20 protein-coding genes are annotated in these 20936 nt (G+C 59.3%); 11 read left to right on the top strand and 9 right to left on the bottom strand.

What is annotated here, in order from left to right; genetic code table 11:
- The first annotated feature begins 179 nt into the window (after window positions 1-179).
- A complete protein-coding gene (locus M1D89_RS07430) occupies window positions 180-1502 on the top strand; it encodes a hypothetical protein (RefSeq protein WP_498649433.1) in 1323 nt (440 codons plus the stop codon).
- Window positions 1503-2167: 665 nt separating this feature from the next.
- On the opposite strand, the gene M1D89_RS07425 is transcribed toward M1D89_RS07430, so the two are convergent.
- Window positions 2168-2989, bottom strand: coding sequence for an alpha/beta fold hydrolase (locus M1D89_RS07425; protein WP_498649432.1), 822 nt, complete (start codon window positions 2987-2989; stop codon window positions 2168-2170).
- 380 nt (window positions 2990-3369) lie between these two features.
- On the opposite strand from M1D89_RS07425, the gene M1D89_RS07420 reads away from it, so the two are divergent.
- Window positions 3370-3606, top strand: a complete 237-nt coding sequence (locus M1D89_RS07420) for a helix-turn-helix domain-containing protein (protein ID WP_498649430.1) — start codon at window positions 3370-3372, stop codon at window positions 3604-3606.
- A 142-nt stretch (window positions 3607-3748) separates the two neighbouring features.
- Here the strand turns inward: M1D89_RS07420 and M1D89_RS07415 are convergent, their stop codons facing one another.
- On the bottom strand, window positions 3749-4132 hold the full coding sequence (locus tag M1D89_RS07415; protein ID WP_498649429.1) for a hypothetical protein: 384 nt from the start codon (window positions 4130-4132) through the stop codon (window positions 3749-3751).
- A gap of 540 nt (window positions 4133-4672) precedes the next feature.
- Here M1D89_RS07415 and M1D89_RS07410 point away from each other — a divergent pair.
- From M1D89_RS07410 to M1D89_RS07400, 3 genes are all read left to right on the top strand, one after another.
- Window positions 4673-5281, top strand: a complete 609-nt coding sequence (locus M1D89_RS07410) for a hypothetical protein (protein ID WP_498649428.1) — start codon at window positions 4673-4675, stop codon at window positions 5279-5281.
- Between the two features lie 419 nt (window positions 5282-5700).
- Window positions 5701-6171, top strand: coding sequence for a hypothetical protein (locus tag M1D89_RS07405; RefSeq protein ID WP_498649426.1), 471 nt, complete (start codon window positions 5701-5703; stop codon window positions 6169-6171).
- 772 nt (window positions 6172-6943) lie between these two features.
- Window positions 6944-7549, top strand: coding sequence for a hypothetical protein (locus M1D89_RS07400; RefSeq protein WP_498649424.1), 606 nt, complete (start codon window positions 6944-6946; stop codon window positions 7547-7549).
- Between the two features lie 206 nt (window positions 7550-7755).
- On the opposite strand, the gene M1D89_RS07395 is transcribed toward M1D89_RS07400, so the two are convergent.
- Together M1D89_RS07395 and M1D89_RS07390 are read right to left on the bottom strand one after the other, a co-directional pair.
- Window positions 7756-8664: an alpha/beta hydrolase gene (locus M1D89_RS07395; protein WP_498649422.1), complete on the bottom strand. Its 909-nt coding sequence runs from the start codon at window positions 8662-8664 to the stop codon at window positions 7756-7758.
- A gap of 153 nt (window positions 8665-8817) precedes the next feature.
- On the bottom strand, window positions 8818-9828 hold the full coding sequence (locus M1D89_RS07390) for an FG-GAP repeat domain-containing protein (RefSeq protein WP_498649420.1): 1011 nt from the start codon (window positions 9826-9828) through the stop codon (window positions 8818-8820).
- A gap of 429 nt (window positions 9829-10257) precedes the next feature.
- Between M1D89_RS07390 and M1D89_RS07385 the strand changes: the two genes are divergently transcribed.
- Window positions 10258-11700, top strand: coding sequence for a hypothetical protein (locus M1D89_RS07385; RefSeq protein ID WP_498649418.1), 1443 nt, complete (start codon window positions 10258-10260; stop codon window positions 11698-11700).
- A gap of 312 nt (window positions 11701-12012) precedes the next feature.
- The gene (locus M1D89_RS07380) at window positions 12013-12192 is read left to right on the top strand and encodes a hypothetical protein (RefSeq protein WP_498649416.1); all 180 of its coding nucleotides are present in this window, start codon (window positions 12013-12015) and stop codon (window positions 12190-12192) included.
- A gap of 27 nt (window positions 12193-12219) precedes the next feature.
- Here the strand turns inward: M1D89_RS07380 and M1D89_RS07375 are convergent, their stop codons facing one another.
- Together M1D89_RS07375 and M1D89_RS07370 are read right to left on the bottom strand one after the other, a co-directional pair.
- Window positions 12220-12750 (bottom strand): ABC transporter substrate-binding protein, encoded by a 531-nt coding sequence (locus M1D89_RS07375; protein WP_498649413.1) that lies wholly within the window; start codon window positions 12748-12750, stop codon window positions 12220-12222.
- Window positions 12751-13067: 317 nt separating this feature from the next.
- Window positions 13068-13685 (bottom strand): TetR/AcrR family transcriptional regulator, encoded by a 618-nt coding sequence (locus M1D89_RS07370; RefSeq protein WP_498649411.1) that lies wholly within the window; start codon window positions 13683-13685, stop codon window positions 13068-13070.
- Window positions 13686-13790: 105 nt separating this feature from the next.
- Here M1D89_RS07370 and M1D89_RS07365 point away from each other — a divergent pair, with 105 nt between their 5' ends.
- Window positions 13791-14690 carry a carbon-nitrogen hydrolase family protein gene (locus tag M1D89_RS07365; RefSeq protein WP_498649408.1) on the top strand — a complete coding sequence of 300 codons (900 nt, stop codon included), beginning with the start codon at window positions 13791-13793 and terminating at the stop codon, window positions 14688-14690.
- Between the two features lie 10 nt (window positions 14691-14700).
- Window positions 14701-16128, top strand: a complete 1428-nt coding sequence (locus M1D89_RS07360) for an APC family permease (RefSeq protein WP_498649406.1) — start codon at window positions 14701-14703, stop codon at window positions 16126-16128.
- A gap of 288 nt (window positions 16129-16416) precedes the next feature.
- Here the strand turns inward: M1D89_RS07360 and M1D89_RS07355 are convergent, their stop codons facing one another.
- From M1D89_RS07355 to M1D89_RS07345, 3 genes are all read right to left on the bottom strand, one after another.
- A complete protein-coding gene (locus tag M1D89_RS07355) occupies window positions 16417-17634 on the bottom strand; it encodes an FG-GAP repeat domain-containing protein (RefSeq protein WP_498649404.1) in 1218 nt (405 codons plus the stop codon).
- 122 nt (window positions 17635-17756) lie between these two features.
- Window positions 17757-18782 carry an ATP-dependent DNA ligase gene (locus M1D89_RS07350; protein ID WP_498649403.1) on the bottom strand — a complete coding sequence of 342 codons (1026 nt, stop codon included), beginning with the start codon at window positions 18780-18782 and terminating at the stop codon, window positions 17757-17759.
- A gap of 11 nt (window positions 18783-18793) precedes the next feature.
- The gene (locus M1D89_RS07345; RefSeq protein ID WP_498649401.1) at window positions 18794-19672 is read right to left on the bottom strand and encodes a hypothetical protein; all 879 of its coding nucleotides are present in this window, start codon (window positions 19670-19672) and stop codon (window positions 18794-18796) included.
- 167 nt (window positions 19673-19839) lie between these two features.
- Between M1D89_RS07345 and M1D89_RS07340 the strand changes: the two genes are divergently transcribed.
- Together M1D89_RS07340 and M1D89_RS07335 are read left to right on the top strand one after the other, a co-directional pair.
- The gene (locus M1D89_RS07340) at window positions 19840-20166 is read left to right on the top strand and encodes an ArsR/SmtB family transcription factor (protein WP_498649399.1); all 327 of its coding nucleotides are present in this window, start codon (window positions 19840-19842) and stop codon (window positions 20164-20166) included.
- Window positions 20163-20936, top strand: coding sequence for a cation efflux transmembrane domain-containing protein (locus M1D89_RS07335; protein ID WP_498649397.1), 774 nt, complete (start codon window positions 20163-20165; stop codon window positions 20934-20936). Before M1D89_RS07340 ends, M1D89_RS07335 begins: the two co-directional genes overlap by 4 nt.

The following is a 20936-nucleotide window of genomic DNA, read 5'->3' as shown; positions in this document are numbered from 1 at the left end:
GCGTTCTCACAGATACACTGCTGGGGATCGGCACGCTTGTCGGCGGCTTGGCAGCCGCATTCTTCCTCCCCTTCGCGCTTCTGCAGCTTCCTCGGCTGAGAAAAAGTGCTGCCGGGGCGAGAAGCGACAGTGCACATCAGCCGCGTATGTTGGCTAGGCGCTTGATGGGGGTAGGCGCCATGGTTGCCAGTCCGGTCTATGGCTTTGCATTTTCGCTAGCCGCCATTCCAGCCGCTGCAGCTATCTTCTTGAAGCCGCTTGCGGGCTGGCCTAAGACCGCGAAGTCGATAGTTTGGTGGTCCGTTATTGGGGTTGGCGCGTTGGTTGTCAGCGCCCAACTGCAAGGCGAACAGACCAGTGGCAACATCCTGCATTACGCAGCTATGGCACTTTTTGTCACCGCTGCCGTGAAGCTCACCAACGGTCAGGCACCGGCTGCCCAATTGCTGGGCTATGCATCCATCGGGAGCGCATTGTTTTACGTGCTATTCCGCCCAGCAAACACCGACACATTTGAGCACATGTGGAAGTACGGGGTTGGCCCCTATGTCGCCACCGTCGCAGTATGGTTCCTCTGCACCCTGACTCAGCGCCGCTCTGTACCCATGGCAGCTCTATTCCTCATAGGCTGCGCCAGCCTATTCCTCGGCTTCCGCTCCCACGGGCTCGTCTGCTTTGCAGTCGTAGTCATTATTATGATCCGGGGAAGTAGCAGCAGGCCAGCTAGCAAGACCTTCAAAGGGCTCCTTGGCGCAGTAGCGCTGTGGGGGCTATCTGAACTGCTCCCCAAAGCGATTGAGTCCGGCTTGTTTGGTGATGCCGTGCGTAATCGAACGATTGCTCAGTTGGGTGATACCGGGCCAGCCCTCCTAGCGGGGCGCGTCGAGCCCCCGCTGTCTATTGCTGCCATTGCGGAACGCCCATGGCTTGGTTGGGGAAATCTCAATGCCATTGGCGATGACACCATGAGTGCAGGTGCTGACATTGCCTATAGCCTGGGTATGGTCCCGGCTGACTTCATGAACCTTTGGGTCCGTAAGGACGGCAGAGTGTCCGTTCATTCGCTTCTTGGAGAGGGCTGGGTGGAGGGTGGCCTGCCTGCCGCTGTTATGCCGATCCTGTTGATAGTTCTGTTCGCTGTGGCCATTTTCAAAGCTAGTGGTAGTTGGGCTCCACTGGTGGTGCTGGTATCAATTCAGGGAATCTGGGACGTCCTGTTTTCAACCTGGGGCTATAACCGTGCTTTGACGCTGGCACTGTCCGCCGTGCTGGCTGCGTGGGCGATATCCAAGTCCTACAGCCAGACGGCCCATGTATTGGACAGTAGTTATGTCGGTGGTTATGTCGATGATGAGCACGAGCTGGGTCAAGGCGCTGGAGCCGGCCACCATCGGGGCGGATCTGCAGCGCGGCCGCGCCGTCGAACGCTCGAACCGCAGACCGCGAGAGCGACCTCCGGTGAGCGCGTCCGCCTTACGTCCGCCCCGCCTCCCACTCCCTAACCCCCTCCGCGATCTCCCGAGCGTGCCGTTCGTTACGCTCGCAACCTGACGGTCCTGCAGCTCGAGCCACTCCGGGGTCTGCTTGTTCTCGTCGACCACGAACAGCAGCAGCAGCGGCAAGTCCTTCGGAAAGCCCGCGCCCAGCGCGCGTTCGAAGTTGGTCTTGATGTGACCCATCTCGTTGAGGTAGGTGGGTGACAGGGAGTTCTTGTTGGTGAGCATCTGCATCTGCTCACGGGCATGGTCGGTGTAGCCGGAGGTGTCTTTGGCATACGAGGCAGCGGTCATCAGCCGAACCAGGCCGAAATCTTGGCCGCGAACATCAGGCCCGTCGGGAACTGGAATCCATGCCCGGCTGCCCGGAATGGAGATATCCGAGACGGGGAGAAAGCTCCCGAGTGTCCAACCAACTGCGTCCTATGCTGGCGCACACGCCCGGGGAAGGGAGAGACCGCAGCCGATAGCATCGCTTCGTGGAGCTAGCCAGCCGTGTGGCATTCGTTATAACACTTGTTGCATGGCTAGGCTAGAGGGTTTCCTGGTGAAGGAGTCCAGGTCATCGCGGCCGCGAGAGCGACCGGGGGCAAGTTGCAATGATGGTATACGACGTGGGTGACCGTACAGTCGAAACGCGGTTGAAAGGCCATGTCCAAACGGTCCTCAAACTACGGACGCCTGATCAGCTCGCCCAGGAAGCTCGTCAAATCCTCAGCAACTCTCTCCGGGCACTCCCATAGCACCAGATGACCGGTTCCTTCGTATATCTGCAGCCGTGCGCCCTTGATACGGCGAGTCAGGGTTTCTTGATGCTGTCGCGGCACAAGGTGATCGTGGGCGCCCCAGAGCATAAGGGTTGGGACGGAAATGTCGCCGGTCTCCGTAGGAGGAACGGCCTCATAGAATCCGAGCAACGAAGCCTTCCAAATTGAGGCTGGCATGGCGAGACCGTCTCGTACTCGGTCCTCGATGTACGAGGACGGCACGGCGTGCAGCATTTTGTACCACGCAAAGGACTCGCGCACCCAGTTCTCTGAGATTGGATCTGTCAACCGCTCAAATTCGTCCGCAAATGGTGGCTTGCCATGCAGGCTCAGTGGTGCGCCTACCAACGTCAAAGATGCAAGAAAGCCCGGATGAGTGACAGCCAGTTGCTGTGCAACATAACCACCACTGGATGAACCCACGATGTGTGCGTGGTTGACGCCTAAGGCTTCCAGTAGAGCAACTACATCCCCAACAACTTCGGAAAGAGCGTAGCCGCTTTCGGGTTTGTCCGCCGCCCCATGACCTCGCAGATCAGGCGCCACAATCACAAACCCAGGAAGCGAGGCAATGAGACGATCGAAACTCCGCCAAGATTCACCCCACGCATGCAAAAGCAGCAGTGGCGCGTCGACGTCGTCGGCTGTCTGCTCAAGATTCCCTTGCACGAAGCAGGGCACGCTGATTCCGGTGTTCAAAGAGACGGTCCTGACCTCGGAATCCATGGCCTCAGCGTACGCTCGCCTCGCCGGTGACCGGAAGGTGTGGCCTACACCCGTCCCGCCTCCCACTCCCTGAACCCGTCAGCGATCTCCCCCGCGTGCGTGTGATGGAGGTAGTGCTCGCCGGGGAGGGGCACCACCGTGGGTCGGTGTAGCCGGAGGTGTCGTTGGCGTAGGAGGCGCGGACTTAAACGGGGCCTTCGACGCCTCTAACGTTGTTGCTTGCCAAACGTTCTTGTCCAGCTCGATCGCCAGCAGATCCGCCTTGAAGGAGCCGATGAATGGCAGTCCGCGACGACCGCTGGCCAGAGAAGTCATGACAAGGCCGTTGTTCCCGGGCTGCCATACCGCGGTTAGGGTCCTCTTCTAGTTATGGTTGTCAGGTGACTGATGACGCGGCGCGCCCCAGATTCTTGACGATCGAGCAGGTAGCCGAGGAGCTAGCTGTTGGGATTCCTACTGTCCGCCAGTTGTTGAAGTCTGGTGAGTTGCGTGGATTCCAGCTCGGTGGGCGGAATATCTGGCGTATCGGTGCCAAGGATCTTGAGGACTACATTGAGCAGGCTTACTTGACTACTGCTGAGCGGATAGCTGCCGGCGAGATAGCCGAGAATCTCTAGTATCGTCATAGGAACCCAACGGTCCTTGCTGCCGCTGTGGAGCTTGAGCTCTCCCTTCGCGAACCCGGACAAGCGCCAACCGCCAAAGTCGGCGGTAGCAGCGCCGTCGTACGCTTCATCCCGTATCGCGCGCGTTCCGCGACTACGAACAGCAGTAACGGCAAGTCCTTCGGGAGCCCGTGCCCAGCGCCCGCTCGAAGTTGCTCTTTATGTGGCCCATCTCGTTGAGGTAGGTGGGTGAGAGGGAGTTCTTGTTGGTGAGCATCTGCATCTGCTCACGGGCGTGGTCGGTGTAGTCTGCGAGGTCGCTGGCGGCGGAGGCAGCGTTCATTATCCGGAGCAGGCCGAGGTTCTTCGCGGCGGACATCAGGCCCGTGGGGAACTGTGTGTCCATGCCCGGCTGTCCAGGGACGCTCGTATCGATGCCGACGAACGCCGTCACCTCCTCCGGGTAGCGGGTGGCGTATTCGATGCCGTAGAGGCCGGCGATGGAGTGACCAGTCTGCTTAAGGACGACCTTTGTCATGAAGGAAAGACATCAAATCGATGTCAGCCGCCGGTGTCAGGCGGCCAGATGAAGTGAAGCCGAAAGGCATCAGCGGCGATAGGGATGATGAATAGCTCGTTGCCTTGCCGAAATGAATTCTTCCCCAGTCGCACCACCCACGGCCCACTGCCGGTACACCGCTTGGAGAGTCCACGAAGCTCCCCGTCCCATGCAACGGATTCTGGGTGCCGTTCTGAGTTTCGTCCCGCTTTGGTCCCGTACTCAATCATCACCTCTCGCTGATGCTCCTTTTGCCCTGCCTGACGATTTTCCTTTGGCGGGTGCAGACAGACCGCTACCCGCTGTATGCGGTGAGCCTACCGCTCAGCCCTAACATCACGCCCTCCGGCCCTTCCTAGCCGGCATCAGGGTAAGGAAGGGCCGGCTACACGTGAAGCGACAAGCCAAAAGCCGGTCTTTGAGAACGCTGGCGTATAAGGCGGGATAAACGCCATCGCAAAGTCTCTTCCGTGCTCGCCAGAACTCTGGCACTCTTAAGCAACCTTGACTGAGGGAGACATGTCACTAAAAGATGTAAAGGACCTGGACCGCCCCGAGGGTCTTGTGCGGCAGCTTATCTTCGACAGCGAAGAGCTTGCTGTCGTCGATCTCTCATCAGAAGTTCTGACCGTCAATTGGACTACGGGCAGCTCAGCACGGGAATTCATCGGCATTGCGGCTGCGCTTGCTAGCTATCAGGATGCCGACGCGATTGTCTGCACGCCGAACACTGTGATTGAGATTGATTTTGGGGAGTTACTGACCTTGGCCGCAGACGAAGAACTCTCCGTTCCTTCCAAGTGGGACTTAGTCAGGCTGGATGTTTCCAAAACGCGGAGCGTGGCTTGGGAACGATTGTCGAACGGGGCATCTGTGGTCGGGTTCGGAGACACAGCTGACTGCCTACACGGAAGTTCTCATAGCGAGGCAGCCCAACAACTCATCGTCTTACTTGAATTAACGGGGACCTCACATATCGACTTCCACAGCGTCGTGGACAACGTGCTGGAGTTAGCGAAGCTCTGGCACGATCGATCGGCTGATTCGGCTTCAGGCCCCAGAGCAAAATTGGAGACACCCGAAACAACGACGTTCAAGGATTGGCGCGGGTATGAAACGGGTTTCTGAAAGATCAACGAACATGCCATCGGGACTATGGCTGGAAAGCACAATCGTATGCTCACCCCCTCACACGATAAAGGCAGAGGGAGGCATCCATGAGGTCAGTGCCAAAAATCGGAGCCTGCATTCATACATCGTTAGCATCAAGGGCACCTGGGAGTCCTCTGAAATCTGCTATTCCACACCGTTGGGCGACTTCTCATCATGGAGCGACTCCATGCATGTCCCCAGTCGCCCGGGCCGCGGTGGGCCAAGTGCGGGGATGAGGTCTTGCAAGGTATCCAGCATAGGAACCTCGGTTGATGTCGTGGTGAGTGTTGTCTTGGTCGCCCAACCTGATGGGTTTGCGTACTCTGCCAGTGACACAGTAAGTGTCCAAGTCGATGCCGAGGGACCGCCCAAAGTCCCACAGGGATGAGACATCTGTGAGTTGGATAGCAACCGCATGCCCGTTCATTGTCGCAATCTTTTTCATCCTGATTGCCCCGAAAATTGTGACGAGAGTAAGCAAAACCATTCAGGGGCAGATTACTCAGGACAGGGACCGATGGAACGTATCTCCCGATGCCGAGGTGCCTCCGCATCTGTCACCCAAAGCGATCAACGATTACATCGAATACGCGGCAGATGCCGTTCAGATTTTTCCAGCTACCCTGCTGCCCATCGTGGGAGCGGTATTTACCATATCTAATAACGGCGCCACCTGGCTAAACATGAGCCTTCTAATTTTGGTTGTCCTGCTAGCTATCGGCCTTGACGTTATGGTGGCAACTAGGTCAACGGCTGACTACGTTTCCAGAAGGAAATATGGATACTCAGTAGGTGCCATCGTCGCTCTTTTGAGCAACTTGTTGGGCCTAATAGTAGTCATCGTCAACGCCTCGCCCGCAGCTTAACTCACACTTTGCCCAGCACAACGGCACCGAGACCTACCAAACCACGTAAGTCTTCCCGCCCCAGCAGTCCAAGTTCTTGGATCCGGATGAGCAACGCGACGGGCACTAACACCTGTTGCTATCAAGTCATCCCAATTTCGGGGCCGACTCAGGAACCACTCTGAGGACTTGGCAGCGACGGTGAACGACGGATTCAATTATTTTGAAGTCGCTTGGACGATCCGCAGCCAATCCTGCGGCGTCTCAGTCGCCACCGCTAAGTCAACTGTCAATAGAACTCTTGTGAGGATGAAGCTTCCAACGATCCGTCCTTGAGCGGCTTCCCACAGAGCGTCTCAATAAGGGCTATTGATGATTATCCCGTCACCATAGTCAAAGGCCCGCCATCGTTTACCCTGCTGGATGTTGCCCTCGGACTCTCTTCCCATGGCTGCCGAAAAAATGCTGGCACTTCGCTCAGGTTGTCTAGGACCTCTTCTTGGACATCAGATCCTAGACCCTTCCCGGGACAAACGGCGATCCGGCCTCAATATGGGATGTCGTTAGGTCCACCAGTTCCATCAGTCTGAGTGCAGGACCTAGGCGAACATCGAAGGTACTTGCCAATTGAACACCATGACGCTGCGCGCGCATACAGGGCGCATTACGCCCCGGTCGCCAAACCGGGCACTGATAACACCAGCAACCCATGCAAAGCTCACAGACAAGAACACGGCGGGCGCATACTTCCACACGTCAAACAGTCGGGGCTGGGCTCCAATAGGATCTTCTAGTGAAAAAAATCAAAGGTGGGAGCGTTGTGAATGGATGGACTGCGAATCTGAAGACCCTTCGCCCTGCCCACATTTGTCTGGGAATCGGTGCTCTAGGTTTTTCTCTGGTGGTTCTCGGATTTGCCACCGTTTGGACAACGGGGTGGGGAAAGGATCTTTTTGCCCCAGGAGCGACGCTGCTAACCGTTGCACTTACGGCTTGGATCGCTTCGCTTGGCGTCATCAGCTGGCAGGAACAAAAGAAGCGTGATCGCGAGTCCAAGGAGTTCGAACGTCGAGAAAAGGTCTACTCCGAAATAGCCACATTCATGTTGCAGCGCTTCCTTTCTCGTGATCGCACACCCGAACAGCGGAAGGACGACCTATGGAAGGACGCCGAACTACGATCCCATGCGGCGTTGTGGGCGAGTCCCGAGACTGTTCACATGCTGGCCTACTGGCAGACCCTGCTTTCGCAATTCGATGGATCGCTCACACCGATGCAGTCTGAATGGTTGAAGCAGTCAATTGGTCGAACTCTTGAAGCTATGCGTGAGGATCTTTCCCCGATGGGGAAGGACGACCTACGGCGCGACGTCATGTTGAAGTCAATCTTCAACGACTAATTGGTGCTAGGCCTCGCCGTTGTGCACACTGCGGCGGCCCGGCGCTTAGGCGGTCGCGGAGCCGCCGTGCTGGGTGCAGGATCATCTGCAAGTACCACCCGCCGGGGTAATTAGAGCGTGGCGCGTTGAAGGACTCCGCGGTCCGCCCACACACGCCACTGCCCGAAGTTGCGGCAGCACCGCCGTCGTCCGCTTTATCCGCTCCGCTACGACCGCCCCGCCTCCCATTCCCTGACCCCATCCGCGATCTCCCCCGCGTGCGTGTGGTGGAGATAGTGCTCGCCGGGGAGGGGCACCACGGTGCCGTTCGTGACGCTCGCGGCCTGGCGGTGGTGCAGCTCGAGCCACTCCGGGGTCTTCTCGTTCTCCGCGACCACGAACAGCAGCAGCGGCAAGTCCTTGGGGAAGCCTGTGCCCAGTGCGCGCTCGAAGTTGGTCTTGATGTTGCCCATCTCGTTGAGGTAGGTGGGTGAGAGCGAGTTCTTGTTGGTGAGCATCTGCATCTGCTCACGGGCGTGGTCGGTGTAGTCTGCGAGGCCGCCGGCGGCGGAGGCAGCGTTCATTATCCGGAGCAGGCCGAGGTTCTTCGCAGCGGACATCAGACCCGTGGGGAACTGCGTGTCCATGCCCGGCTGTCCGGGGACGCTCGTATCGATGCCGACGAACGCCGTCACCTCCTCCGGGTAGCGGGCGGCATATTCTATGCCGTAGAGGCCGGCGATGGAGTGACCCATCAGCGTATAGCGATCAATGTCCAGCGCCTCGAGTGCGCCATGAACCTCTTGCACGATGTTCGCCGTGGTTCGCTCCTCGTCCGTGCCATCGCTCAGGCCGTAACCGAAAGGCTCCACCACAATCACCCGATGGTCCGTGGCGAGGTCCGTCACCAGCGGCCCGAAGTCCAGGACGGGCGACGACGTACCGAATCCAGGCAAGAGCACCACGTTCTCCTGCCCGGCCCCAGTGACCAGAACGTTCATCTCGCCACCGTCCACGGACACCCGCCGCCCGTACGACTCGATCCTGTGGCTCTCCCCCTCGCTCGCCACGGCATTCACCACGGTGGAGGTGGCCAAGCCGACCGCCAGCACGGCGCCAACCGCCGTGACCCCCACGAGCAACTTCCTAACAGACCTCTTCAACCGTGCCTCTCCAAGGGCACACCGTGCACCCCCGGTATCAAGCCTCGCCTGAAAAGGCGCCGTGCGCGTCACCCCCAGGTGTTCACTTGAGTACTACTTTCTAAGTAGTTTGGGGGTGCGCGGGAATCAGATCAGGTCCTTGAAAATGTCCCAGCCGTCACCGATTTCGCCAACTTCGTAGAGGCCGGTGTCGTAGGGGTAGGCGCCGCTGTACAGCCGTAGGTCGCCTTCTTGATCTATTGCGATGACGTCATTCCTCGGTCCGCGCCCGGGATTGGCGGCATTGTAGGCGACATAGTCCCGGTCCCACACGCCGGCGCCGCTGATCTCGCTCATGGCACCCCATCCAGCACCCACCACGGCGGGGGACTTCCAGTCCCCCTGCCCGTCTGCTGGGTACTGCTGAAGGACACCGCTGCGGTCCCGGGCGAAAATATCCACTGCTCCGTCGCCGTTGGTGTCCCCGGGAGCGATGATCTTGTTGAAGATCTGCCAGCCTGCGCCCACCTTCGAGGGTTCCAGCCAGCCGCCTTCGCCGTCGCCGGGGTACAGGTGAAGGTTTCCATAGCGGTCGCGGGCGAGGACGTCGTTGTTTCCGTCCCCGTTGAAGTCCCCGGGACCCACGATGGAATCGAAGATGTTCCAGCCTGCGCCGACCTGGGAGGGCGCCAGCCAGCCTCCATCTCCGTCTCCGGGGTACAGGTGAAGGTTTCCATAGCGGTCACGGCCGATGGCGTCGTTGTTGCCGTCGCCGTCGAAGTCCCCCGGGGAGAAGACAACATCAAAGATGTCCCAGCCCGTTCCGACTACCCGCGGTTCATCCCAGTAGCTGCTGTAATAGCGGCCCTCGAAGGACATATCCCAGAACCTCCAAGTGGACTCATACGTCCGGGGGTACAGGACCAGGTCACCGTCATCGGTGCGGCCTAAGAGCTCAGGGTTTCCGCGACCTGTCCAGCCCATGGCCCGGTTGGAGGCAGCAATAGGCGGTGTTTCGGCGCTGTGATAGACCGTTCCTTCCCTGCAAGACGATTGTGCAGTGAGGGAGATGCGGTTACCGCGATCCCCCGGGACGAGTTTCAGGAATTCGCCTTGTCGCTCGGCAGGCAAGGGCACTCCGTTGCTGAGCCACTCCATGGTGAACCCATGCGGGGCCTCCTCCGTCACGGGGCAGGAACGCGTGAAGAATCTGCCTATTGTCAGCTCTGATCCCACGTTGGGCATTCCGTGCATCAACGGCACAAACTCACTGGTTGATGCTATGGAACCGTCGCCCTCTTCAGCCGTAACCGGGGCTACGCCCGCCGCTGTTGAGCCCACCAACAACACGGCAAGAGCCGCTGATTTCAACGCAACGCACGAAAAGTTCCCATGATCCCCCCAGCCCAGATACCCCAATTTGAGCTGAGCCTAACACTCGGCAACAACCGACGTCCTTCACCCTCGTTGCTCGCGAAGCCGTACGCCTCCCAGGCGAAGTAGCCCCCGACGCGGGGCGATAGCGCCTGTGCGAAGTCTGTTGTGGGACGCTTTACGGGCAGAACCCGCCGGGAGAGGAACCCAAGAATGCCACCGCGCCAAAGCCCTGCCCAGAAACTGGCCGCCAAGCTCCTGCTTGGTGGCGAATGGGCGCCTGTGACCAACAAGATCGGGTTCGTTAAGCGCCCGGTGGACCAGGCCGCCGTCGAGTGGCGGAAGTGGGTCCAACGAAGCCCCTATCAGGCGCGTGATGGCATTGGCGTCACCGAGCACCAAGGCACTTTGACCGAACTTCTCGGCAAACTACTGCCCTTGGGGTATGGCACGCGCTGGCTTCTGCTGGAGACGGCGAACCCGGAGTGGACTGCTGTCATGGAGAACACCACTGGCGACGCGCATTTCGATTACCAGCTGCGGCACCATCTCTCGGAGGGCAATGGAATTCCCACTATTGAGGTGAACGACGAGCCGAAGAACATGAAACGCATTCCCGACGAAATGGCTCGGGGGCGTTGGGGAGGCCGTGATCTTAAGGTTTACGATGAGGCCGGCCATCGGAGGTCACTTAGTCTCTATCACTCTGAACCATGGAAGTTCCACCACAGCGGAGAACCCTACGACTTCGAAGACGTCGAGCAATATTCTGCGCCGCGTGCCCTTGATTGCTTCCCCCACGAGACGTTGGTCCACATCTGCCGCAACCTGGGACTGGACCCCTTCGAGGAAGACTTCTATGTTCCCAACGGACGGGCTTTCATCGTGGAGCTACTTCACGACGGAAAGAGCTCGGGCGGGAAGAAGTACACACTGGCTGAGGCAAGGGCCGGGCGCGACGATATCAGCGTTCCACGCGTTGACGACCCCGCCATTGGCAATGCCCTCTACCCCTCGGGCTCCGGCAATCCAAACCCCGACGCTATTTTCCCGGTGACAGGCTTCAAGCCCTACGTAAAGCCAACGCCGTGGGACCTGGCCGTAAAAGAATTCGAAGAGATCCTGAAGCGCTACAGCAGCTACCCAGTCCGTGCGTCCCTCAGTGAAGGTCTGGAAGAACTCGGCATTCTCGCCTTGCCGTCACGGTCGTCTGGTGGGACTGGAAGCACCGACATCAGCGTGATGGCCACGCCCACGTTGTTGGGATCACCGTTGGCTGTCCGCGAGTACACAGCAGCTTTCATGATTCTGCAATGGATGCAGGCGGATGACTCGTCAGCGTACAAGTCGTTCTACCCGAACCGGAAGCAGATGGCGGTGATCCGACGCCTCTACAAAGATCAAGGCCTCTACCCTTTCGATGTGGATTCCAGCGGCGTGTACTTCACGCTCGCGGTCGACAAAATGATCCGTTCCGCGACCAGTCTCCGGGTGACCAGTGAACTCGTTGACTGGGAGGCTTCCCGCCCGGCACCGAGCCCGCGCGAAATGGCAGCTAATGACGGAAGAAACCGATCCTGCGCGTGGGATATTCGGATGCACATCCAAGAGCACGAAGACCAGATCTGGAACTCTGAGTTGGACGATCGCGTCTAGGCCCTCTGTTTGGGCCCCCAGGCCGTTGCCTGTTGTGGTAGGGCGAGGGGCCGGACAACTGTATTTGGGTACCTTGTCCGGCCCCGGCCCGCGGTTCGTGCAACCGCCAAATATTGGGGGTTTATTGGTGGTCGTTCCTGAGCCGCTGTATTCAGTAAAGACCTCTGGGTACTGCCCGAGCACGAGTAGTCGGTACTCGTCTTTTAGCCCCATCCGAGAGCGCGCTACTTGCTAAGACGGCTCTTTTCCTTGATTTTTCGCGGGCTGAATGTCGGAATAGTCTGTAGCCACGGGTATGGATAGAATTCGCTCATGCAGGCTCTGGTTCTGATGGGCTTTGTCCTTGCGACGGCCGTGATGTGGGTGGGAGTCATCATGATGATGCTCACTGGGCTGCACCGGGCAGAACACCGTAGTGGTGTGGAAGCCCCTGACTCCGCACAGGAGAAGGACCGGGAAAAAAGCGAGGCGCCCCCGAGGGGGCGCCTCTGAATTGCGGTGTTGTTCTGTAGGTTGCCGTTACAGGCCGAGCAGGCGGTTCAGCAGATTGGCGAGACCAGTCAGGCCGTTGCCATCCAAGAGGCCGGCTACTGCACACAGCAGGTTACCCAAGAGGTTTCCTGCCCCCGGAACTGCCGTGATGTCCAACTGCACCTGGTTCAGTTCGACTACGAGGCCCAGAACATCCAAGTCCAGTGGCCCAAGGTCGAGGCTAAGGATCTGGCAGGCCGCCTGAGTAGCAGCGCCGGTGACCGTCGTGGTCACTGTCTGGCTGATTTGAGTCACCACCCCAGTGACGCTGGTGAAGGTACCCGTCAGCAAGCCGGTCACAGTCAACGCGCCGTTCTCGGTGCCAAACTGTGTAGGCGTGAAGGAACCAACGAAGGTGCCGACTCCGGGAATGGTTTCATTGATAACGGCCGTGACATTGGCCAACTGAACAGCGCTGGCCGCGGGCGGCGGGGCAGCGGAGGCGGGGCCTGTGGCGCCGAAGAGCATTGCTCCGGAAAGTGCCACTGCTGTTAAGGGTGCTACTAAGCGAGTTCGCATCTCTATTCGTTCCTTTCAACACCACTAGATGTGGTGCTTGAACCCCCGGTCGTCCACCCCCAACGAAGCCCCTTGGATAGCCGGCGGAACTTGTTGATTTGCAGGAAGACCCGGATTCCGGGAGGAACCTCGGGCGTGGCCGGCGTGTGATCTACGCCACTAACACCCTTCCAACGTATTGCTAAGTACCCTTAGTAGTCAACCCCCAAAAAGGAATTGTGCGCTCTAATTCTCCAACGCCTACTTCGCACGGGAAGCGATGGGCGCCCAGCTGGTCCGCCCGCTAATCGGCTTGCGTCCCTTAACGCCCGGTTGGCTCAGCTGAGCTGCAGGTTGGCACCGCTCTTGGTTTTCACCATGTTTGTCGCGTAGCTGATCAGGAACTCATACTCTTCATCGGGCGTCAGGTCGCCGAGAAGGACGTCCATCACGAGACCATCTTCGAGGGCTATGAAGCTTCGGGCCAGGAATCCTGCCGGCGCCGACAGAGTGAAAGCGTCCTCCTCCATGCCTCGTTCCAGTATCCCTTTGTACAGGTTCGTTTGGCGCTCCACGAAAGCCATCTGCTGGCGAGCAGCTGCTTCATTTCGCAGATAAACCGGGATTAGTTCCACGAGGATTCGGGAAGCCATTTCGCTTTCGCCGGGCCAAGGTACGCCCGAGTGAATGCAGGCCCTCAACTGACCTTCGGCGTCGCTCTCAGCCTTGATCCGCGCCTCCCGGCGGTCACAGTACTCCGTAACACCCTGATGGAAGACCTCGCTGAAGAGCTCATCGACGTCCCTGTAGTAGTAGAGCACTGCGGCGGGGGTGACGCCGGCTTCGCTGGCGATGTCAGAAAGGCGGGCCGCCGATGATCCCCTGTCCAGCAGGACCCGGCCAGCTGCTGCTACGAGCTGGTCCCGGCGTTCTGTCTGATTGCGTGGTCTTGCCATGCTCACAATGCTTTCACACCGGCCCTCAAAGTGACCCTTGACACACCCGGGTTAGTTAATTAATCTTTATTTAAGAAACCCCCCAACGCAAGGATTATCACTGTTATGACCCGCCTCCTCCCACTGGCTCTTGTGCAATCACCTGCTGAGTCCTTGACTGATTTTGCTGCTGGTCTCGAGCGAAGGGTCAAAGCGCATGCGGTCGCAGACCTTTTCGTTTACCCGGAGCTCCACTTGAACACGGCACACTCTCCCGGCCCCGAGGACAGGCAGGCCTACATGGAAGCCTCGGCCGAACCTCTTGATGGCCCGCGCGGGCGCACTCTTGCCGAGCTTGCCGGAGACCTTGGGATCTGGCTCCTGCCTGGGAGCGTGCTTGAACGAGGCATGGACGGGCGTATCTACAACACTGCCGTTGTCTACTCCCCGGAAGGCAAAGCTATAGCCTCGTACCGAAAGATCTTTCCTTGGAAGCCCTATGAGAGGGTTTGTTCGGGCAAGGACTTCGTGGTCTTCGAAATGACCGGCTACGGCCGCGTCGGTTTGTCGATTTGCTACGACGCATGGTTCCCCGAACACAGCAGGCATCTGGCATGGATGGGGGCAGAGCTCGTCCTCAATGTTGTCCAGACTCCAACCAACGATCGTGTTCAGGAAGTTGTTATCGGCCAAGCGAACGCGATCGTCAACCAGAACTTCGTTGCGAGTGTGAACGCAGCCGGACCCCACGGGGTCGGACGGAGTCTTCTGGTTGATCCTGAAGGCCGCGTACGAATCTCTGCCAACGGGCCAGAAGACACAACCTTGGTCGATGTGATCGACCTGGATCAAGTACGAAATGTCCGTCAGCATGGCACAGCGGGCGTTACCCGCCCCTGGGATCAGTTTGATGAAAGCGACGACACCATTCCGCTGCCGTTATACGCGGGCCAGCTTGATCCTCACCTGTGGCGGCAGACCAACTCCTCCGCAACCCAGACCAACCTCAGCACTGCCCCAGCCTAAGGAAACGCTAATGTCCGCTGAGAACATCAAACTTACCCCCAAGCTATCCCTGCTGTCGGTGGTCGTATTCGGCCTGGCCTATATGGCTCCGGGAATCGTAATGTCGATCTTCGGCGTGATTTCCTCCACCAGCGATGGAACGGCCCCGACAGCATTCGCCCTAGCCACTGCCGCCATGCTCCTGACTGCCCTCAGCTACGCGAAGATGGCCAAGATCTTTCCGAACTCGGGTTCGGCCTACGTCTACGCCCGTCGGCTGCTCGATTCCCGCGTCGGCTTCCTGGTGGGGTGGGCAATCCTCCTCGACTATCTCTTCCTTCCCACCGTGGCTTGGCTTTTCCAGTCGTTCTACCTCGCAGCTCAGTTTCCTGACATTCCCGTCTGGGCCTGGCTAGCTCTGAACGCAGGGCTGACAACTCTCATCAACATCACTGGAATCGTGCTCACCGATAGGGTGAACAAGACGCTTACCCTTCTGGTCGTAACCGTCATCGGGATCTTCATCGCCTACTGCTTGGCCTACCTCGGCGGAAACCCGCCGACGTCGTTGACTGAGCCCTTCTGGAACAGTGCCACGACGGTCAGCAGTGTCGCTGCGGCAGCAGCTATCGCTGCCTACGCCTTCCTCGGATTCGACGCCGTCAGCACCCTCAGCGAAGAGACCAAAGACGCCAAGCGAAACATTCCCCGGGCGATCCTCCTGACCGTCCTCGTCGGCGGAATACTCTTCGTCGCGGTCTCCTACATCATGCAGCTCGTTCACCCCGGCGGAGACTTTGAGGAAGCGGCGACCGCGGCGTACGCCATGCAGGTTCTCGTCGGTGGGCAGTTCTACGCCAACATCACCAACATCCTCTTCATCGTCGGCGGGTTTGCATCCGGGCTCGCCATTCAGGCCAGCACCAGCCGGCTCCTCTATGTCATGGGCCGGGATGGCGTCCTTCCCCGACGGCTCTTCGGACGCCTTCATCCCCGAACCAAAACCCCCATCTTCAACCTGCTCCTTGTCGGTGCCATGGCCACCCTGGCCCTGAATATCTCTCTGGAAATCGCGACTTCTTTCATCAACTTCGGGGCCTTTCTAGCTTTCGCCACCGTCAACCTCTGCGTCATCGCCTACTTCATCCGAAGCCGCAGACGCGGCACCAACCTTTCAATCGTCAGTTTCATTGTTCTTCCCGTGCTCGGTGCCGCAGTTGACATTTACCTGCTTACTCAACTGAGCCCAATCGCGATCACCATCGGCTGCTGCTGGATCGGTCTGGGTATCCTCTACCTCGTCTTCCTCACCAAAGGATTCCGCGAGGAACCACCAGAAATGCGTCTCCAAGACCGCGAAGACCAGCCAGCCGGATCCATTGAGTCCCAGCAGCCAAACGGGGACGATCCACGGTCAGCGAAGCAGGCTGCCGCCCAAGCGCAGCCCACCGAAATCTGAACTCCAGACAGATAGAAGGACGGGCCCGGCATCAGTGTTCGGGTCCGTCCTTCTGTCCGCTCATGCGATCCCGAGAAACGCATCCGCTCCATGCCCGGGGCAGCAGGGTCACGGGCCGTCAACCGATATCAAATGGCGAAGTGACGTCGTCCGGATTCAACTCCGGACGTACACCTGGCGGAGTCCCTTATTCGGGGACGTCGATATTCCTCTAGCAACATCCAGGGACCCTTTTCTGTTGAGAAGGGTCCCTGGATGCTGCTACCTATCTGGTTTTGAGTCTTAAGATCAGATGAGGTTTTTGAAGATGTCCCAGCCGGTGCCGATGACGTCCCCGTCGTAGAGCCCGGTGGGCTGTGCGCCGCCGTACAGGTGTAGGTCACCTTCCTGATCGATCCCCGTGATGTCAGCTGTGGATTCGCGAAAGGCATAGCTTTCTCCTGGGCTGAAGTCCCCGGCACCGATGATTTCATTCATGACACTCCATCCATAGCCCGCAACAACTGGGGATTTCCAGCCGCCTTGTCCGTTGGCTGGATATTGATGGAGGACGCCTGCTCGGTCCCGGGCGAAGATGTCCACGGCTGCATCGGCACCTGTGTCGCCCGCTGGAACGATCTTGTCGAAGATCTGCCAGCCTGAGCCGACCTGTGAAGGAGGAAGCCAGCCACCGTTACCGTCACCGGGGTAAAGGAAGAGTCGGCCTGCGCTGTCACGGCCGAGAACATCGTTGTTGCCGTCACCGCTGAAATCCCCGGCGCCAATAATGGAATCGAAGATCTGCCACCCGGCACCCACCTGCTTAGGAGGGAGCCAGCCGCCGTCGCCGTCACCAGGGTAGAGAAACAGTTTCCCGGCACTGTCCCGACCAAGGACGTCGTTGTACCCGTCCCCGTCGAAGTCTCCCGGGGAGAACACGAAGTTGAAGATGTTCCAGCCCGTGCCGACCACTCTTGGCTCATCCCACGAGCCGTCGTAGTGCAGGGCTTCCGTTGACATGTCCTTGAATCGATAATCTGCTTCGTAGGTCCGCGGGTAGAGAATAAGGTCGCCGGCGTGAGTGCGGCCAAGAAGCTCGTAGTGTCCACGGTTGGTCCAGCCCGTTGCGCGGTTCGATGCAGCAATGGGTGCCGTCTCGGCGCTGTAGTAGTCCCTGGGTTCTTCGCAAGTCAGGTGAACGTGTATTGAGATGCGGTTACCCCGGTCCTCGGGCGTCAGCTTGAGGACATCGCCTTGACGTTCGGCAGGCAACGGGACACCGTTGCTCAGCCACTCAATGACAAACTCAGGTCGGGGATAGGCCGGTGGGTTGGAGCACTGTCCGGAGACTTTTTTCCCTAAGGCCAGCTCTGACCCAACGTGCGGTGCGCCATAAATCGGAGGGACCCACGGGCTTGGCTCCGACGTCGGTGCCGCCGTGGCCGGAGCTACGCTCAACATTGTTGAACCGACGACTAGAGCGGCAAAAGCCGCCGTTTTGATCGCCAGCACACGAAAAGTCTTCATGTTCCCCCTGAATTCGTATACCTATAAGCTGTGCCGAGCGTAACACCTGGCCCGGCACCATTAGGGGCCGAGCGTCCTATGAGGTCCCGCAGGCACCTGCGAGTCACCGCAGCGCTAGAGGCCTATTGAATCTGGAGATACGACGGAAACTGGACCTCACCTGGATTCAACTCCGGACGGACTCTGCGGTAGCGGAGGGCATGGCGGAATGAACGTCCGGACCACGCTGCGTCGGCGGTGACCTCAACCACGACAGGTCCCACCAGCGTCAGCTCCACGGGAGAGGCATCGCGGTTGAACCTGTCAAGGGTGGTCCCTTTGACCGTGGAAGGCCAGGGATGAGCGCCCGCCGGCGGGCGGAGCCATCGGGACAGGGCGCGGCTATCTGCCGGTTTCAGCGGGGAGCTGCGCCCGACGATGCGCAACTCATCGGCTATGGGCAGTCCTGCCACGATCTCAGTGGGCCGGTCCATTGGCCCGATAACGGCTCCACACACCACGTCCAGCTCAGACCGCTTCTTGGATTTCAACCAGATTCTCTTCCCGCCCATGTAGGGCTGGATACTGCTCTTGGCCACCAGTCCTTCGTATCCGGCAGCTGCCCGATCTTCGAACCACGCCTTGGCCAGCTCCCGATCTGTTGTCTGAGGCGACACAGACAGGGGAGGAACCCAAACTGTTGCCAGCTCTTCCAACAGTGCCCGGCGGTCCTTCAACGGGAGATTCCGAGCGTCACGGCCTGCCACCCCAAGGACATCAAAGCCAATGAAACTGGCCGGCAGCGCACTGACAAGGGCGAGGAGTCCTTCTCGGCCAGCCGACAATCGCCGCTGCAAGGCCTCAAAGTTCAGCCGTCCCTCAGACCACACCACGGCTTCCCCATCGATGACACAGCCATCGGGGATCATTTCTGCTGCCGCGCTCTCCAGCTCCGGGAAGTATTTGGTCAGCTCTTTGCCTTGGCGCGACCATAGGGTCGACCGTCCCTCTGCTCGGAAGATGACGAGTCGGTACCCATCGAGCTTAGGTTCAAAAAGCGTCAAACCGGGCAACGCTGAAGTCGCAGGGACGCCCTTCATAGCCTTCGCTAGCGCAACCTCGACCGGCGGGCGAAGTCCAACCGGAACTACTTCATCGGTCGGCGGCATGCCCCAAGGACCTAAGGCGACGGGCTTGGCGAAGGCGAGGAAGTGTCGCTATCCTCTGTGGCAGTCGTTGTCGGTGTCACCTCAGGAGAAGACGAGGATGTAGATTCCGATGGCGACGAAGGAGCCGGCGCCGACGGGCTGCTCGAAGAGCTGCTTGGCATCGGGCTGCTCGTTCCGCTGCCGCCTTCAGCTTTCTCAAGGACCTGGTTGATCAAATCCTCAAGCTCCTTCTGATCAGGATCACCCAGAGTTGCCCCGCTCTTGGTGGCCACGATCAGCAATCTCCCCTCCGCGGCGGACACTTGCATCAGCTTCTGCTGGGTTTCGCCCGAACGGCTGCTGATTGTTCCAAACGTTTCCTGGGCGTTCGTCTCAGCTTGAAGTTTCTCACTGGTGACGTCATAGGTACCGGCAAGAGTTTTCACCGTGAACTTCTCGCAGCCGTCCATCTTGGCACTGATGTCCTGGAGAACCTTATCGGCCTCCGGCCCCTCGCTGCCGGACTGTGCAGACAGGGACCTGGGCTGCTCGCCCTCAGACAGCGCGACGGCAATGTCTCCCTTTTCAACCGTGTCCATCAGCCCCGCAGTGGCGATGTCCTTGCAGTCCCCGGGATCGACGGTAGCGGTACTCAGGAGCAGGTTGGCGACGTTGCTGCCTTGGTCCACCTGATCCTTTGAGTAGAGCTTGAGCTCGTTACCGTCTCCATCTTTCATGCCGGAGATGAGGTCCCGTAACTCATCCTCCGTGTAGACCTTGGCTTGGGCCGACTCCGACGCCGACGACGGCGGGCTAGCGGAGGGGCTTGCTGCGCCACCCCCACCACCTGTGCACCCGGCTAAAGCCAACGCCCCGACCGCCAACATTCCCAACGCTGAAACCCCTCGCATCAGAGCCTCCTAAATAGGAAGGGTACTTAGTAACTTCCAGCGTAGACGGATCACCGCTCCAGCGGAACTGCCTACGGATCAGATTCCGACCGCGCTAACCGATGGGTTCACTCCGGCTTCTGAATACAGCCTTGGATGAATACAGCCTTAGATGTACTCTCTATGTCATGGAAGCCCTTACGCATGCGCCTGTGCTAGCCCGCTTCGGTTACGCGATCTCGGATCCCACGCGCGCCCAAGTTCTCTTGGCACTCGCAGAGTCTCCCTCCTATCCATCTGACTTGGCGGACGCAATTGGCGTCTCCCGTCAGAGCATGTCCAACCACCTCACCTGTTTGCGCGGGTGCGGCTTGGTTGTTGCAGTCCCGGACGGCCGACGGACACGATACGAGCTCGCCGATGCACGGCTGGGTCACGCGATCAAGGACCTGGTAGGCGTAGTCCTCGCCGTCGACCCGGCTTGCTGCGCACCCGACGGGACATGCCTGACATGAGCCCCGCACTGACGCTTATGGCGCCCGAGCGCCGACTGATCCTCATGCGGCGTATCCGACTGTTCGCAGCCGCGACCATCAGTTACAACGTCATCGAGGCTGTTGTCGCATTGTGGGCGGGCGGTGTTGCAGACTCTTCGGCACTCATCGGTTTTGGACTGGACTCGATCATCGAAGTCACTTCCGCGTTGACTCTTTCGTGGCAGTTCGCGAGCAAGGATCCGGAACGGCGCGAGCACCTCACATTGCGGATCATTGCCTTCTCCTTCTTCGCCCTCGCCGCGTTCGTGACATTCGACGCCGTCCGCTCGCTCACTGGAGCCGGGGAAGCGCAGCATTCCACCCCCGGCATCGTCATTGCCGCCCTGAGCCTGGCAATCATGCCTGTCCTCTCACGGGCACAGCGCCGCGCCGGACGCGAGCTCGGCTCCAAGACCGCCGTCGCCGATTCGAAACAGACCCTGCTCTGCACCTATCTCTCAGCCGTTCTGCTGATTGGCTTGGTTCTGAACAGCACGCGGGGTTGGTGGTGGGCCGACGCCGGAGCGGCACTGGTCATCGCAGGCATCGCTGTCCGGGAAGGTATCAACGCTTGGCGAGGTGACACTTGCTGCGCACCCATCAAGACGCCCTCGTCGCAAACAGCCATCACGGTAACCGTGAACAACAAGGATGCAGACGCGACAGCAGCAGATTCCTGCTGCGCGGGATGTCGGCCTGAGGCCTCTGCTGTAGTTCTTGGAAGGAAGCCCGACGGCGGGAAGGTGTAG

The organism is Arthrobacter sp. D3-18 (genome assembly GCF_054408525.1).
Note: the sequence above shows the minus strand (reverse complement) of the source record. Positions and strands in the feature narration are given on the sequence as shown.

Excerpts from the sequence above, each read along its gene's own strand:
- M1D89_RS07430 (WP_498649433.1), top strand. The coding sequence starts at position 180 with ATGGTTGCCAGTCCGGTCTATGGCTTTGCATTTTCGCTAGCCGCCATT.
- M1D89_RS07425 (WP_498649432.1), bottom strand. The coding sequence starts at position 2,989 with ATGGATTCCGAGGTCAGGACCGTCTCTTTGAACACCGGAATCAGCGTG.
- M1D89_RS07415 (WP_498649429.1), bottom strand. The coding sequence starts at position 4,132 with ATGACAAAGGTCGTCCTTAAGCAGACTGGTCACTCCATCGCCGGCCTC.
- M1D89_RS07410 (WP_498649428.1), top strand. The coding sequence starts at position 4,673 with ATGTCACTAAAAGATGTAAAGGACCTGGACCGCCCCGAGGGTCTTGTG.
- M1D89_RS07390 (WP_498649420.1), bottom strand. The coding sequence starts at position 9,828 with ATGGAGTGGCTCAGCAACGGAGTGCCCTTGCCTGCCGAGCGACAAGGC.
- M1D89_RS07385 (WP_498649418.1), top strand. The coding sequence starts at position 10,258 with ATGCCACCGCGCCAAAGCCCTGCCCAGAAACTGGCCGCCAAGCTCCTG.
- M1D89_RS07380 (WP_498649416.1), top strand. The coding sequence starts at position 12,013 with ATGCAGGCTCTGGTTCTGATGGGCTTTGTCCTTGCGACGGCCGTGATG.
- M1D89_RS07375 (WP_498649413.1), bottom strand. The coding sequence starts at position 12,750 with ATGCGAACTCGCTTAGTAGCACCCTTAACAGCAGTGGCACTTTCCGGA.
- M1D89_RS07370 (WP_498649411.1), bottom strand. The coding sequence starts at position 13,685 with ATGGCAAGACCACGCAATCAGACAGAACGCCGGGACCAGCTCGTAGCA.
- M1D89_RS07365 (WP_498649408.1), top strand. The coding sequence starts at position 13,791 with ATGACCCGCCTCCTCCCACTGGCTCTTGTGCAATCACCTGCTGAGTCC.
- M1D89_RS07360 (WP_498649406.1), top strand. The coding sequence starts at position 14,701 with ATGTCCGCTGAGAACATCAAACTTACCCCCAAGCTATCCCTGCTGTCG.
- M1D89_RS07355 (WP_498649404.1), bottom strand. The coding sequence starts at position 17,634 with ATGAAGACTTTTCGTGTGCTGGCGATCAAAACGGCGGCTTTTGCCGCT.
- M1D89_RS07350 (WP_498649403.1), bottom strand. The coding sequence starts at position 18,782 with ATGCCGCCGACCGATGAAGTAGTTCCGGTTGGACTTCGCCCGCCGGTC.
- M1D89_RS07345 (WP_498649401.1), bottom strand. The coding sequence starts at position 19,672 with ATGCGAGGGGTTTCAGCGTTGGGAATGTTGGCGGTCGGGGCGTTGGCT.
- M1D89_RS07340 (WP_498649399.1), top strand. The coding sequence starts at position 19,840 with ATGGAAGCCCTTACGCATGCGCCTGTGCTAGCCCGCTTCGGTTACGCG.
- M1D89_RS07335 (WP_498649397.1), top strand. The coding sequence starts at position 20,163 with ATGAGCCCCGCACTGACGCTTATGGCGCCCGAGCGCCGACTGATCCTC.